The organism is Acidovorax sp. LjRoot74 (genome assembly GCF_964254355.1).
GTDB lineage: Bacteria > Pseudomonadota > Gammaproteobacteria > Burkholderiales > Burkholderiaceae_C > Acidovorax.
In genome coordinates, this window is sequence record NZ_CAXUTI020000001.1 from 5,266,022 (window position 1) to 5,279,250 (window position 13,229).

Genomic DNA, 13,229 nt, shown 5'->3' on the forward strand with positions numbered 1-13,229 from the left:
GCCCCCGCGCGGCGGGGCGGCCCTTGCGCGGGGACACTGGCCTGGGGAGCGCCAGTGCGCACCCGCGTTTTAGCATCAAAATCGGCCTTTGCGCCCGTCCATCAAGCGTAAACAGCTATCAAATACAGAGCACAGACTAGCCACCCGTGTCGCGCTCCATGGCGCGGCGGTGGCGCTCCACAAACTCTTGATAGGTGTCGATACCGCGCAGTTGCAGGATGGTGTTGCGCACGGCGGCTTCGACCAGCACAGCGATGTTGCGGCCAGCGACCACCTGGATCACGACCTTGAGCACGGGCACGCCGAGCACGTCCTGGGTGAGCGGCTCGTAAGGCAGGCGTTCATAGTCGCGCTCCAGGGTCTCTTTGCGCACCAGGTGCACGATGAGCTTGAGGCGCATCTTGCGGCGCACGGCCGTCTCGCCAAAGATGGCGCGGATATCGAGCAGGCCAATGCCGCGCACTTCCAGCAGATTCTGCAGCAGCTCGGGGCACTTGCCCTCGATGGTGGTCTGGTTGATGCGGAAAAAATCCACCGCGTCGTCCGCCACCAGGCCGTTGCCACGCGAAATCAGCTCCAGGCCGAGCTCGCTTTTGCCCAGGCCAGATTCGCCGGTGATCAACACCCCCAGACCCAGGATATCCATGAACACGCCGTGCATCGTGGTGCGGTCGGCGAAGTGCTTGGACAGGTAGGCGCGCAGCACGTCGATGACAAACGCCGACGACTCGTGCGTGGAGAACATCGGGATCTGCGCACGTTCGCACATGGACACCAGTGCATCGGGGGCGGTCTGGTTATCGGCCAGCACCAGCACGGGCGGCTCGAGCGTCACGATGCGCGCAATCCGGCGCTTGCAGTCGTCGGGCGAGGCGTTGCTCAGGTACGCGATTTCGCGCTCACCCAGAATCTGGACGCGGTAGGGATGGATGTAGTTGAGATAGCCGACCAGATCGGCTCCGGACCGCGCAGAACGCACGGCCACTTCGTCAAACCGCCGCTCCGACGCCCCCAGGCCCGCAACCCACTCCCATTTCAGGAGGCCACGGAATTCCTCGAAAAGCACGTCGGCACTGACAACATTGGGCTTCACGGAAGGTCAGTGCAAAAGGGAAACGGGTGTGGGCTCAGGCCGCCTGCGTGGACTGCCAGCCTGCAATCATGCCGTGCAGCTCGGCGGCATCGGTGCAGGCCTTGAGCTTTTCGCGCAGGGCCGAGTCACTCAGCAGCTCGGCAATTTCAGACAGGATTTCCAGATGCTTCTGCGTGGCCGCTTCGGGCACCAGCAGAAAAATCAGCAGCCCCACCGGCAACTCGTCCGGCGCATCAAAACCAATCGGATTGAGCAGCTGAAAAACTGCCGCCATGGGCGCCTTGAGTCCCTTGATGCGCCCGTGGGGGATGGCGACACCATGACCGAGCCCCGTGGAACCCAGGCGCTCGCGTGCGAACAGGCTGTCGGTGATCAGCGCCCGCGAGAGGCCGTGCTGGCTTTCGAACAGCAGACCCGCTTCTTCAAAAGCACGCTTCTTGCTGGTGGCGTCCACGCTCACGAGCACTTGAGCGGAAGGCAGGATGGAGGCGAGTCGGTTCATGGTCAAGGGTAACAATTATGCACATATTGGCGAAAACCCTGAGCGCCAGGGCCTGCCATCCCATTATTCACCCATGCGCAGTCCCCGCAACACGGATGGATGCGTGAAAGTCCACGAACGCAGCGTGCTGCGGCCTGTGGCCTGTGGCCAACGCAGCGGGGCGGCAAACCACTTGGTGCGCCCGGCGCTTCTCGTTCTGGCTGGCTTTTGCATGGGGAAACTATGGGGTAACAAGGGCTGGAGCAACAAAAAACCGCCCGGATGGGGCGGCTGCGGTGCCAGGCTCAGGGCTGGCGCGTCAAGCGTGCAGTTCGCGCTTTGCGGCTTCGTGGTGATGGTCTTGCAAGCGGTCCTTGTGGCGCACAACCTGGCGGTCCATCTTATCTACCAGCTCGTCCACGGCTGCATACAGGTCTGCGTGGGAGCTTTCGGCGAACAGGTCATTGCCCTTGACGTGGATGTTGCATTCCGCTCGCTGTCTCTTTTCCTTTTCCTTTTGCTTCTCTACCGTCAGCAGTACCTTGACATCAACAACTTGGTCAAAATGGCGGGTGATCCGGTCCAGCTTGGAGGTGACATAGCTGCGCAAGGCGGGGGTAACTTCGAGGTGGTGACCGCTGATCGTCAAGTTCATAAATAAGTCTCCTGTAGCTCTCGGTGGGAAAAACGCCGCCCTGGATCAGAGAAGCGGCTCGGCGAACTTGGATGCATCCGTTGACGTGAGCTCACTATGCCCCCGCCCTCCCCGAAAAGCAATCCCATACCGCCCCGACCCGCTGGGTTATGCCCGCCAAGGTGCCAAGCCCCCAAAAAGCGCGCACAATGAGTAAGTTCGCTGGGGCGCCACAGGCATCCCTCCGATGACCGCCCCAGAGCCTTCAGCGCGCCGCCGGGCTGGCCCCATGCAGATGCAGCCGCCCCACCACCAGCATCGACAGCACACCGGCCGCAATCCCCACCAGCGCCGCCACCCAGTAGTTCTGCACCAAGCCCTGCGCATCGCGGCTGATCAGCACCCCGCCCACAAAAGACGCCACCCCCATCGCGGCAGACTGCACCGATGCATTCAGGGTCATGAAGGTGCCCCGCAAGGCGGGCTGCGCCGCCGAGGTGACGATCGCCATCCCCGGGATCATGCGCCCGCTCACGAAGGCAAACATGAAGGTGGACACCAGCAACACCCCCCAGAGCGGCAGCCCCTGACACAGCGTGATACCCAGCAGGCAGGGCACCGATGCCAGCACCAGGGCACGAAAGGTCCGCACCTTGCCCCAACGGTCGGTCCAGCGGCCAAACCAGCGCGCGGTGAACAGGGTGGCAATGCCCCCGCAAAGATAGGCCAGCGGGATCTGGTCAGGGCGAACCCCGGCGTTGGCCTGCATGTAGATCGTGATATAGGGGATGACGGTGAACCCCGTGGACACCAGCAGGGCGGAATACACAAAGGCCCAGCGGTGGTTCGGGTCGGCCAGCACCTGTGCAATGCCCGAGAGCGCCGAGCGGCCACCCGCCGCCTGCACATGGGCCGTCAGCGGCGGCAGGGTGCGGGCCGCCTGGAGGGCCAGCACCCCGACCAGGATCGCGATGGCGATGAAGGGCAGGTTCCAGCCCCCATGCTCGGCCAGGATCAGCCCCAGAGGCACGCCCGCCACCGTGGACACCGCAAAGGACGTCATGACAATCCCCATCGCCCGCCCGCGCCGCTCGAACGGCACCACATCCGCCACGATGGTCTGCGACAGGGCCGACAACACGCCGCCAAACGCCCCTGCCAGGATGCGCGCCGCCATCAGCGTGCCATAGGTGGGCGCCACGCCGCAGGCCAGCGTTGCCAACCCGAACAGCACATACAGCACCAGCAGCAGGCGCTTACGGCCAAACCGGTCGATGTAGGTGGAGGCGAGCAGCCCCGATGCCCCCGCCGACAGCGTGTAGGCCGACACCAGCAGGCCGAACTGCGCGTCGCTGATGGCGAACAGCCGCGTGAACTGCGGCCCGAGCGGCATCATGATCATGAAGTCGAGGATGTGGGTGAACTGGATGCCCGCCAGGGTCAGCAGCAGCCAGAGTTCGCGGCGGGGAGTGAGCGCAGGGGCAGAAGTGGTGGACACAGGCAAAGGCCACAGCAGGCCCGGTCAGAGTCAGGGCCGCACAGTGTGCCCCAAGCGCGCACCACATGCCGCCCCAGGGCCACACACGCCCCGCCCCGTTTTCATCCACCCCCAGGGCCTTGCAGGCGCCCCCGAGTCCGGCGCGTAAAATCAGCGGGTTGCGCCGGGCCCGGCCCGCAAGCGCTTCACCCCCGTTCTTCTTCGGATTGCCCGCTGCGGATATCGACCGCCCACACCGACACCATGACCCAGCCCAGCTCCAACGCCCTGCACACCTCTGCCCTCACGTCGCTGCCCCTGCTGGCACGCGGCAAGGTGCGCGACAACTACGCCGTGGGCGACGACCGCATCCTGATGGTGGCCAGCGACCGCCTCTCGGCCTTTGACGTGATCATGGGCGAGCCCATTCCCGGCAAGGGCGAGCTGCTCACGCAGATGGCGCTGTTCTGGTTCGACAAACTCGGCCACATCTGCCCCAACCACCTCACGGGCGACGCCCCCGAAAGCGTGGTCAAGCCCGAGGAAGTGGCCCAGGTGCGTGGCCGCTCCATGCTGGTCCAGCGCCTGAAGCCCATCCCGGTGGAAGCCGTGGTGCGCGGCTACCTGGCCGGCAGCGGCTGGAAGGAATACCAGGAAAGCCGCGCAGTGTGCGGTGTACCGCTGCCCGAAGGCCTGACCAACGCCGCCAAGCTGCCCGCCCCCATCTACACGCCTGCCGCCAAGGCCGCCGTGGGCGAGCACGACGAGAACATCACGTTTGAGCGCACCGTGGAGATGATCGGCCTCGACCTGGCCACGCGCATCCGCGACCTGAGCATCGCCATCTACCAGGCGGCCGCCGAGATCGCGCTGACCAAAGGCATGATCATTGCCGACACGAAGTTCGAGTTCGGCCTGGCGCCCGATGGCACGCTGGTGCTGATGGACGAAGTGCTCACCCCCGACAGCTCGCGCTACTGGCCCGTGGAAGGCTACGAAGCCGCGCTGGCCGCAGGCGCCAACCCCCCCAGCTACGACAAGCAGTTTGTGCGCGACTGGCTGGAACAGGCCAAGGTGAGCGGCAAGCCCTGGGACAAGACCGCCCCCGCGCCGCGCCTGCCGCAGGAAGTGATCGAAAAGACGGCAGCGAAGTACCGCGAAGCGCTGGAGCGTTTGGTCGGATAAACCACGCACTCATTGGACAATCAAGGCTCCCGATGGGGAGCCTTTTTTCATGCCTCATGCGTTGATGGTCATCGCGCGATGCAACCCCAGAATGCACCAGCGCAATGCAAGGCAGCAGGTAACCTCGCCCAGTGAAAAGCGCACAAGGCGCCTCAAAGGCTTGGACCAGCCCTAGCTCAGCACCACACTCGACAAGCGCCGCCGGTAGGTGGCCACCACCGGGTCCTCGGGAGGAATCTGCCCCTCGGCTACCTTGGGCTTGGGGGCCTCGATGACTTCGAGGATGGCCACGTAGGTCTTGCGGGCGATCTCCTCGTTCCAGGCCTTGTCGCGCATGAGGATTTCGAGCAGCTCATCCATGGCGTCGGTCCAGCGCTGCTGGGCCATCAGCCAGCGGGCGCGTGCGTAGCGGGTGTCGAAATCGCGCTTGTTGGCAGCAATTTTGGTATCAAAATCGGCCTCTGCGCCTGCTCCATAAGCGCCAATAGCTACGAAATCAATAGCATCCATCCAGACCTTGAGCGCGCCCAGCTTGCGTGAGCCGGCCGCCTTGGCGATGACGGGGGCAAAGGCGACCTTGGCATCGTCCTCGCGGCGCAGTTGCAGCAGCAGCTTGACGTAGTCGAAGCGCGCATCGTCGTTGGCCGGGTCGGTCACCACCGCGTGCTGCAGTTTTTCGAGGGCCGTGCCCGTGTCGCCGTCGGCCAAGGCCTCCTGGGCTTCTTCTTCCTCGGCCTCGGCGGCCATTTCTTCGGCGGTGGGCACATGCTTGTCGAGGAAGGCGCGCACCTGGCCTTCGGGCAAAGCGCCCATGAAGCCGTCCACGGGCTGGCCGTTCATGAGCAACACGCAAGTGGGGATGCTGCGGATGCCGAACATGCCGGCGAGCTGCTGCTCCTGGTCGGAGTCGATCTTGGCGAGCTTGAAGCGGCCGGCGTATTCGGTTTCGAGCTTTTCCAGCACGGGACCCAGCGACTTGCAGGGGCCGCACCAGGGCGCCCAGAAGTCCACCAGCACGGGCACGTTCATCGAGGCGGCAACCACCTCGGCTTCAAAGTTCTCTACGGTGACGTCAATCATGGTGGTGTGGGCCTGTGAAGCGGTTTGCGCGCTATTTTGGCCCATCGAAACAGCCCCACACCAGCCAGGGAGGCGCAAAAAGTAAAATCACGGGTTCCACCTACAGCGGTGCGGCGGGCCAGACCCGCTGCCGCGCACCCCCAACCACCATGAAACCCATCCAGATCGGCGTGGTCATGGGTTCCAGCAGCGACTGGGACACCATGCAGCATGCAGTGCAGATTCTTGAACAGTTCGGCATCGCGCACGAGGCCCGCGTGGTCTCGGCCCACCGCATGCCCGACGACATGTTCGCCTACGCCGAGGCCGCCGCCAGCCGGGGCCTAAAGGCCATCATCGCGGGCGCGGGCGGCGCCGCCCACCTGCCCGGCATGATCGCCGCCAAGACCACCGTGCCCGTGCTGGGCGTGCCCGTGGCCAGCCGCCATCTGCAGGGCGTCGATTCTCTGCACAGCATCGTGCAAATGCCCAAGGGCATTCCCGTGGCCACGTTTGCCATCGGCACGGCAGGTGCCGCCAATGCCGCGCTGTTTGCCGTGGCCCTGCTGGCCAGCGAGAGCCCCGAGCTGCGCCAGCGGCTCGAAGCCTTCCGCGCCGAGCAGACGGAAGTGGCCCGCAACATGACCCTGCCGCCCGCCGCATGAGCGCCAGCACCAAGCCCCTCTTGCCGGGATCGACACTGGGCGTGCTCGGCGGCGGCCAGCTGGGCCGCATGTTTGTGCACCAGGCCCAGGCCATGGGCTACTTCACCGCCGTGCTCGACGCCGACCCCGACAGCCCCGCCGGGCTGGTGAGCCACCACCACATCCAGACGGGTTACGAAGATGCCCAGGGCCTGGCCGAGCTGGCCCGCCTGTCGGACGCGGTGACCACCGAATTCGAGAACGTGCCCGCCGCCGCACTGGCCACGCTGGCCGCAGAGCGCCCTGTGTCGCCCGCCGCCAGCGCCGTGTCGGTGGCGCAAGACCGCGCCCGCGAGAAAGCGCACTTTGTGGGCTGCGGCGTGCCGTGCGCGCCCTACGCGGTGATCGAGACGGCCGGGCAGCTGGCGGCAGTGCCTGCTGACCTCCTGCCGGGCATCCTGAAAACATCCCGCATGGGCTACGACGGCAAAGGCCAGGTGCGCGTAAAAACCGCCGCCGAGCTGGCCGCCGCCTGGGACGCCGTCAGCCGCGTGCCCTGCGTGCTGGAAAAAATGCTGCCGCTGGCGCTTGAATGCTCGGTGATCGTGGCCCGGGGCCACGATGGCGCCATGGTGCACCTGCCCGTGCAGCGCAACCTGCACCGCGATGGCATCCTCGCCGTGACCGAGGTTCACGAAGAAAATCTGCCTTCTGCGCTTGTTGCACAAGCGGTAGCAGCTGCGAAATCTGTAGCAGAAGGCCTGCAGTACGTGGGCGTGCTGTGCGTGGAGTTCTTCGTGCTGCAGGACGGCAGTCTGGTGGTCAACGAAATCGCCCCGCGCCCGCACAACAGCGGCCACTACAGCCAGAACGCCTGCGATGTGTCGCAGTTCGAACTGCAGGTGCGCACCATGGCCCGCCTGCCGCTCACGCAGCCGCGCCAGCACAGCGCCGCCGTCATGCTCAACCTGCTGGGCGACCTGTGGTTTGCCCAGGGGGACACCGAACAGCCCCCCCCTTGGGATCAGGTGCTGGCACTGCCTGGCACCCACCTGCACCTGTACGGCAAGCGCGACGCCAAGCGGGGCCGCAAGATGGGCCACCTCAACGTGACCGCCGCCACGCCCGAGGCCGCACGCGCCACCGCCTTGAAGGCAGCCGCCCTGCTCGGCATCGCCGCGTTTTGACCATGATCCTTGACGGCAACGACCCCTCGGCCATCACCGCCGCAGCCCGCGCGGTGCGCAGCGGCGCACTGCTGGGCCTGCCCACCGAAACCGTGTATGGCCTGGCCGCCGACGCCAGCAGTGATGCGGCGGTGGCGCAGATCTTCGCAGCCAAGGGGCGACCCAGCGACCACCCGCTCATCGTGCATGTGGCCAATGCCCAGGGCATTGCGCATTTCGCCAGCGAGGTGCCTGGCTTTGCACAGAAACTGGTCGATGCCTTCTGGCCCGGCCCACTCACCCTGATCCTGCCCCGCCTGCCCGGTGTGGCCACAGCGGCCACGGGTGGGCAAAACAGTGTGGGACTGCGCTGCCCGGCCCACCCGGTCGCGCACGCCCTGCTGGAGGCCTGTGCCGCCCCGGCCAACGGCACCGACCAGGGCGGCCCGCCCGTGTGGGGGGTCGCCGCCCCCAGCGCCAACCGCTTTGGCCGCGTGAGCCCCACCACCGCCCAGCACGTGCAGGATGAGCTGGGCGCCGACCTGCTGGTGCTGGACGGCGGCCCCTGCGGCGTGGGCATTGAAAGCACCATCGTGGACTGCACCCGCGGCGTGCCCGTGCTGCTGCGCCCCGGCGCCATCACACGCGCGCAGATCGCTGCGGCCTGCAGCATCGCGCCGCTGTCCAAGGAGGAGCTGCCCGCCCTCACGCCCCGCGCCTCGGGCACGCTGGAAGCCCACTATGCACCCGCCGCCAAGGTGCGGCTGATGGATGCCAAGGCCCTGCAGACCAGCCTGGACCTGCTGGGCGCAGAGGCGGCCCACATCGCCATTTATGCCCGCTCTGCGCTGCGCTCGCACTCGTCCCGGCTCGTGCTGCGGCGCATGCCCGACGATGCCGCGGCCACCGCCCAGCAGCTGTTTGCCGTGCTGCGCGGCTTTGACGATGAAGGCGTGAAGCTGATCTGGATCGAGGCCCCGCCCGCCAGCCCGGACTGGGAAGGCGTGCGCGACCGCCTGCAGCGCGCAGCCGCCGCGTGACGGAGCTGCCGCGCACGGAGCGACTGCGTCGCCACCCCCGGTTCGGGCCGCTTTACATGCGTTGACTTTGCCCCGCTAAACTACCCCCCACTTTTCTGGAGAAATACATGGCAGCAAATTGGATGCGCCGCACCGTCATGGTCGCCGCATGTGCATCGGTCGCGTTGCTCGCGGCCTGCGGTTCCAGCACCACTGAATCGGCCATCACGCCCCAACGCTTCATCGCGTTTGGCGATGCCATGAGCGATGTGGGTCAAAACGGTTCGCGCTACACCGTCAACGACGGCAGCGTCAACAACTGGACCCTGCAGGTGGCAGCCAACTACGGCAAGCCCCTCACCGCCTCGTCCGCTGGCGGCACCAGCTACGCCACGGGCAACGCCCGCGTGAGCGCCAAGCCTGACGCCGCAGGCAACGCCAGCACCCGCACCATCACCGAGCAGATCGACGCCTTCCTGGCCGGCGGCAGCTTTACCGGCTCCGACCTGGTGATCGTGAGCGGCGGTGTCAGCGACGTGATCTCCGGCATGGCCGCCGTGACCGCAGGCACCCAGACCGAGGCCGCCATGGTGGCCGCTGCACGCAAGGCGGGCGAAGACCTGGCCGCCCAAGTGCGCCGCCTGGTCGCAGCAGGCGCCAAGTATGTGGTGGTGACCGGCACCTACGACCTGAGCAAGAGCCCCTGGGCCAAGTCGATTGGCCGGGAAGCCCTGCTGACCGATGCCAGCAGCCGTTTCAATGATGGCCTGCTGGTGGGCATCGTGGATCTGGGCGCCAACGTGCTGTACGTGGACTCGGCCTACTACGTGAACCTGTACACCAGCGTGCCTGGCAACTATGGCTTCAACAACGCCACCACCGCCGTGTGCACCTCGGTGGACGCGACCAACGGCATCGGCATTGGCGCAGGCCAGGTCAACTCGGCCCTGTGCAACAGCTCCACGCTGCTGTCGGGCGCCAATCAGGTGTCGTATGTGTTTGCCGACTCTGTGTACCTGACCCCGTCGGCACAGCGCCAGTTCGGCACCTACGCCTACGACCGCCTGCGCGCGCGCTGGTAACGGACTGCATGCCCGGCCGCCGTGTGCGGATGTGCCAGGGCTGTCGCCCACAAAAAAGCCGACCCCAGGGTCGGCTTTTTTATTGTGCGCCAAGGGGCCCGGATGGGCCCGTGACAGCGGCTTACTTGACCGTATCGAACACGGCACGCGCCTGAGCGTGGCAGAACGGGGGCTCGTAGGTGCCGTGGTAGGAGCCATAGTAGGTGGCAAAGGCCGCCGAGGTGGGGTCAGTCGGCGCCTTGCCGCCCGGGCCGAAGGTGGCCTGGATGGCGGCATCCACATCCACAGAACTCACGTTGGTGAGCCCCCGGCTGTCGAAGTCTGCCTTCATGACGGCCTGGTGCACTGCAGGTGGCACCGTGGGGTCGCCTGCACCGCCGCACAGCAGCACGCGGGCCTTGGGGCTCCAGCCCAGCAGGTCGTTCTTTTTGGCGGTCAGGTAGAGCGGGTGGGTGGTGCTGGTCTGCGAGCCCGTGATGAAGTCGGACTGGAACAGAGCATCACGCGCCTGATTGGGCGTGCCCGCAGGCAGGGTGCCCGAGGTGAGCAACGTGGTGTAGTTCATCGTGGGGTTGGGCAGCAGGTTCTCGATGTAGCCCGAGTACGGAGCCTTGAAGACCTGCTTCACATCGGTGTACACGTTGCCATAGACCTTCTGCCACGAGGTCACGAGGTAGGGCACAAAGAACTGCACGCCCGCAATCGCATCCGGAATGCGCAGCGAACCCGACAGGTTGTAGGGGCCCGCCAGGTGGGCGCCTGCCACCACGTTGAACTCGGAGGCATGGTCGCGCTCGGCGGCGCGCTGTGCGGCCATTGATGAATGGCCGCCCTGCGAATATCCCGTGAACATGACCTTGCCCGACAGACTGGCCCCCACGGTGCTGGCCGCATTGCGCGCAGCGCGCATCGAGTCGATCACGGACGTGGCCTCGGAGTCGGCATGCAGATAGGGGTGGTAGCTGTAGGTGGACTTGGCAAAGCCCAGGTAGTCGGTGGCCACCACGGCATAGCCCTGGGCCGCATACATGGCCGCCAGCAGGAAGGTTTCGGAGTCCTGCGGATTGGCCAGGGTGCGGGGCTTTTGCATGTCAGTGCCCTTGGCATAGGCCAGCAGCGGAGCCGCCGTGGTACAGCTGCCGCCGGGCACCAGCATCACGCCCGAGGCATTGGTGTTTTCGCCGCTCTTGGCCCCCACGGTGGCGTAGTTCAGCGCCACCACCTTCACGTCGCACTTGGCCTTGCCGGTGAGGGCCTGTAAGCCCGCACTGGAGGTGCTGGCGTCGATCTGCGCTGCAGTCAACGTGGCCAGCGTGGCGGGCGGGTCAATGAGCGAGCCACGTGCCGGATCGTCGGAGCCCCCGCAGGCAACAAGCACCAGCGCGGCAGCCGCAACACAGGTAAGACGGAAGTAATTCATGGATGGGTCCCTCGGGTCAGTGAAAAACGATGCATGGTGCGCGCACCTGCGCTGCAGCATCCATAGGGGATAACGCGTGAAACAGGGGCCCAAGACGCCTAGGCGACAGGCATGGGCCCACCACGCCCCATCAGCGGGAGCCCCGCATGCCGTAACGCACCTTCATGCCCAGAATCGTCCCGGCCAGCGCCAGCGTGATGGCGTTGGCCACCACAATCGGCCAGGCCGCCAGCGACAACCCGTAGACCAGCCACAGCGCCACCCCTGCCGTGAACACGCTGTACATGCCCAAGGAGATCCCGCTCACATCGCGCGTGCGGAAGGTGTGCAGCGCCTGGGGCACGAAGCTGCAGGTGGTGAGGGCGGCGGCCAGGTAGCCGATGAGTTCGTGGAGGGGCATGGTGGACGGGGCGGCAGAGGGGCTGCGCCGATTATTCCTGCAATCCCCCCACTTCACTGGTCGCGTGCGGTCCATTCGATCAGGCTGTCGAACACGGGCCGCGCGGCTCCGGCGTTGGCGTGGTTGACCACCGCCACCAGCACATAGCGGCGCCCGCTGGCAGCGTGCACATAGCCCGCCACCGCCATCACATCGCGCAGGCTGCCCGTCTTGAGGTGGGCCGTGCCAGCCCGGCTCTGGCTGCGGCGCAGCGTGCCATCCACCCCCGCAATCGGCAGCGAGGCCAGCAGCTCGGGCATGGCCGGGGACGCCCAGGCCACCTGCAGCATGCGGGCCAGCGCCTGGGCCGTGAGGCGCGCATCGCGGCTCAGGCCTGCGCCGTTGTCCACCTGCGGCAGCTCCACATCCCCCACGCGGGCCAGCCACCACTGGCGCAGCACCTCGCGCGCGCCGTCAAAGCTCGCCACGCCGTTCTTCTGCAGTGCCAGGGTCAAAAACACCTGCTGGGCCATCACGTTGTTGCTGTACTTGTTGATATCGCGCACCACCTCGGCAAGGGCAGGTGACGTGACCACGAACGCAGGCTTGAGGCCCGCAGGCACCTTGCCATCGCGCACCGTGCCCGTGAGCTTGCCTCCCAGTTCGCGCCACATGCCCTCCACCGCGCGCGCCGCAAAGCCGCGCGGGTCGGCGGCGGCCACGGGCCACACGCGCTCGCCGCACGCCGCCGGGTACACCCCCTGGAAACTCACCTTGGCAGGGTCGGACAATTCCGCCCGCAGGGCGCCCCGCCAGTCACCACACTCAGTGCCTGGCGCCGCCAGGGCCACGGTGGCCTGGCGCTGCACCCCGGCCAGGGGCGGGTCGTACTGGATGCGCGCGAACCCGGCGGCCACATCGGGCACAAAGGTCATCACCGACGATTTGTAGTTGAGCAGCAGCGCATCGGGCGCTGCGTTGTAGGGGCGCAGCGGCTCGCCGTCAAACCGCGCAGGGTCATGGTCGGGCACCTCGAACGCGGTACGGTCCAGCACGATGTCGCCCACAATCACCTGGATGCCCTGGCCCTGCAGGCGCCGCATCAGCAGCCAAAGGCGCTCCATGACGAGCTTGGGGTCGCCCAGGCCCTGGATGTAGACATTGCCGCGCAGGCTGCCGTCCTGCACCGCGCCCTGCAGATAGACCGGGGTGTTCCAGACATAGGCCGGGCCCAGCTGCTCCAGTGCTGCGTAAGTGGTCACCAGCTTCATCACCGATGCCGGATTGACCGGCACCTGCGCGCGGTGCGCAAGGCGGGGCGCAAGGCGGGGCGCAGTGCGCGCGCTGCCCTGCGCCTCGACCACCAGCACCGACAGCGCATCGCGCGGTAGCCGGGCCCGGCCCAGGGCTGCCTCCACCTCGGCGGGCAAGGGGCTGGGCGCAGGGGCCTGGGCACCCGCGCTCCCCGCCAAAGCCAGCCACAGCATGGCCCCCAACAGCACCGCACGCGGCGCAGCGCGGCGCCAAACAACAGAAACAGACAGCATGGCGGGAGTCTATCGCCCGGCACCGGTCCACCCCCATGCGCCA

At 66.6% G+C, this 13,229-nt stretch carries 13 protein-coding genes; 5 read left to right on the forward strand and 8 right to left on the reverse strand.

The features are described from left to right. Window positions 1-136 precede the first annotated feature (136 nt). The 4 genes from hprK to ACSQ3O_RS25020 form a co-directional block, all read right to left on the reverse strand. Window positions 137-1,093, reverse strand: coding sequence for an HPr(Ser) kinase/phosphatase (hprK, locus tag ACSQ3O_RS25005; RefSeq protein ID WP_063461725.1), 957 nt, complete (start codon window positions 1,091-1,093; stop codon window positions 137-139). Window positions 1,094-1,127: 34 nt separating this feature from the next. Next, on the reverse strand, window positions 1,128-1,595 hold the full coding sequence (locus tag ACSQ3O_RS25010; RefSeq protein WP_137749207.1) for a PTS sugar transporter subunit IIA: 468 nt from the start codon (window positions 1,593-1,595) through the stop codon (window positions 1,128-1,130). 298 nt (window positions 1,596-1,893) lie between these two features. Beyond that, window positions 1,894-2,229 (reverse strand): ribosome hibernation-promoting factor, HPF/YfiA family, encoded by a 336-nt coding sequence (gene hpf / locus ACSQ3O_RS25015; RefSeq protein ID WP_137749208.1) that lies wholly within the window; start codon window positions 2,227-2,229, stop codon window positions 1,894-1,896. A gap of 244 nt (window positions 2,230-2,473) precedes the next feature. Continuing rightward, on the reverse strand, window positions 2,474-3,706 hold the full coding sequence (locus ACSQ3O_RS25020; RefSeq protein ID WP_436140825.1) for an MFS transporter: 1,233 nt from the start codon (window positions 3,704-3,706) through the stop codon (window positions 2,474-2,476). Between the two features lie 243 nt (window positions 3,707-3,949). Between ACSQ3O_RS25020 and ACSQ3O_RS25025 the strand changes: the two genes are divergently transcribed. After that, a complete protein-coding gene (locus ACSQ3O_RS25025) occupies window positions 3,950-4,870 on the forward strand; it encodes a phosphoribosylaminoimidazolesuccinocarboxamide synthase (protein ID WP_436140826.1) in 921 nt (306 codons plus the stop codon). A gap of 171 nt (window positions 4,871-5,041) precedes the next feature. On the opposite strand, the gene trxA is transcribed toward ACSQ3O_RS25025, so the two are convergent. Then, window positions 5,042-5,950 (reverse strand): thioredoxin, encoded by a 909-nt coding sequence (gene trxA / locus ACSQ3O_RS25030; protein ID WP_436140827.1) that lies wholly within the window; start codon window positions 5,948-5,950, stop codon window positions 5,042-5,044. A gap of 149 nt (window positions 5,951-6,099) precedes the next feature. Between trxA and purE the strand changes: the two genes are divergently transcribed. The 4 genes from purE to ACSQ3O_RS25050 all read left to right on the forward strand — a co-directional run bounded on the left by purE (window position 6,100) and on the right by ACSQ3O_RS25050 (window position 9,840). Beyond that, window positions 6,100-6,594 (forward strand): 5-(carboxyamino)imidazole ribonucleotide mutase, encoded by a 495-nt coding sequence (purE, locus tag ACSQ3O_RS25035; protein ID WP_137749213.1) that lies wholly within the window; start codon window positions 6,100-6,102, stop codon window positions 6,592-6,594. Continuing rightward, window positions 6,591-7,760: a 5-(carboxyamino)imidazole ribonucleotide synthase gene (locus tag ACSQ3O_RS25040; RefSeq protein WP_436140828.1), complete on the forward strand. Its 1,170-nt coding sequence runs from the start codon at window positions 6,591-6,593 to the stop codon at window positions 7,758-7,760. Before purE ends, ACSQ3O_RS25040 begins: the two co-directional genes overlap by 4 nt. A gap of 2 nt (window positions 7,761-7,762) precedes the next feature. Further along, window positions 7,763-8,779, forward strand: a complete 1,017-nt coding sequence (locus ACSQ3O_RS25045; protein WP_298455001.1) for an L-threonylcarbamoyladenylate synthase — start codon at window positions 7,763-7,765, stop codon at window positions 8,777-8,779. Window positions 8,780-8,886: 107 nt separating this feature from the next. Continuing rightward, window positions 8,887-9,840, forward strand: a complete 954-nt coding sequence (locus ACSQ3O_RS25050) for an SGNH/GDSL hydrolase family protein (RefSeq protein ID WP_298455004.1) — start codon at window positions 8,887-8,889, stop codon at window positions 9,838-9,840. A 121-nt stretch (window positions 9,841-9,961) separates the two neighbouring features. Here the strand turns inward: ACSQ3O_RS25050 and ACSQ3O_RS25055 are convergent, their stop codons facing one another. The 3 genes from ACSQ3O_RS25055 to dacB form a co-directional block, all read right to left on the reverse strand. Next, window positions 9,962-11,260, reverse strand: a complete 1,299-nt coding sequence (locus ACSQ3O_RS25055; protein ID WP_436140829.1) for a lipase family protein — start codon at window positions 11,258-11,260, stop codon at window positions 9,962-9,964. Window positions 11,261-11,390: 130 nt separating this feature from the next. Then, the gene (locus tag ACSQ3O_RS25060) at window positions 11,391-11,660 is read right to left on the reverse strand and encodes a SemiSWEET transporter (RefSeq protein ID WP_137749218.1); all 270 of its coding nucleotides are present in this window, start codon (window positions 11,658-11,660) and stop codon (window positions 11,391-11,393) included. 53 nt (window positions 11,661-11,713) lie between these two features. Continuing rightward, window positions 11,714-13,186, reverse strand: a complete 1,473-nt coding sequence (gene dacB / locus ACSQ3O_RS25065) for a D-alanyl-D-alanine carboxypeptidase/D-alanyl-D-alanine endopeptidase (RefSeq protein WP_436140830.1) — start codon at window positions 13,184-13,186, stop codon at window positions 11,714-11,716. Window positions 13,187-13,229 lie beyond the last annotated feature (43 nt).

What these genes read in the sequence shown, in the direction of transcription:
- trxA (WP_436140827.1), bottom strand. Translation starts at nt 5,950, where the DNA reads ATGATTGACGTCACCGTAGAGAACTTTGAAGCCGAGGTGGTTGCCGCC.
- purE (WP_137749213.1), top strand. Translation starts at nt 6,100, where the DNA reads ATGAAACCCATCCAGATCGGCGTGGTCATGGGTTCCAGCAGCGACTGG.
- ACSQ3O_RS25050 (WP_298455004.1), top strand. Translation starts at nt 8,887, where the DNA reads ATGGCAGCAAATTGGATGCGCCGCACCGTCATGGTCGCCGCATGTGCA.
- ACSQ3O_RS25060 (WP_137749218.1), bottom strand. Translation starts at nt 11,660, where the DNA reads ATGCCCCTCCACGAACTCATCGGCTACCTGGCCGCCGCCCTCACCACC.
- ACSQ3O_RS25055 (WP_436140829.1), bottom strand. Translation starts at nt 11,260, where the DNA reads ATGAATTACTTCCGTCTTACCTGTGTTGCGGCTGCCGCGCTGGTGCTT.
- ACSQ3O_RS25010 (WP_137749207.1), bottom strand. Translation starts at nt 1,595, where the DNA reads ATGAACCGACTCGCCTCCATCCTGCCTTCCGCTCAAGTGCTCGTGAGC.
- hpf (WP_137749208.1), bottom strand. Translation starts at nt 2,229, where the DNA reads ATGAACTTGACGATCAGCGGTCACCACCTCGAAGTTACCCCCGCCTTG.
- ACSQ3O_RS25040 (WP_436140828.1), top strand. Translation starts at nt 6,591, where the DNA reads ATGAGCGCCAGCACCAAGCCCCTCTTGCCGGGATCGACACTGGGCGTG.
- ACSQ3O_RS25045 (WP_298455001.1), top strand. Translation starts at nt 7,763, where the DNA reads ATGATCCTTGACGGCAACGACCCCTCGGCCATCACCGCCGCAGCCCGC.
- ACSQ3O_RS25025 (WP_436140826.1), top strand. Translation starts at nt 3,950, where the DNA reads ATGACCCAGCCCAGCTCCAACGCCCTGCACACCTCTGCCCTCACGTCG.
- dacB (WP_436140830.1), bottom strand. Translation starts at nt 13,186, where the DNA reads ATGCTGTCTGTTTCTGTTGTTTGGCGCCGCGCTGCGCCGCGTGCGGTG.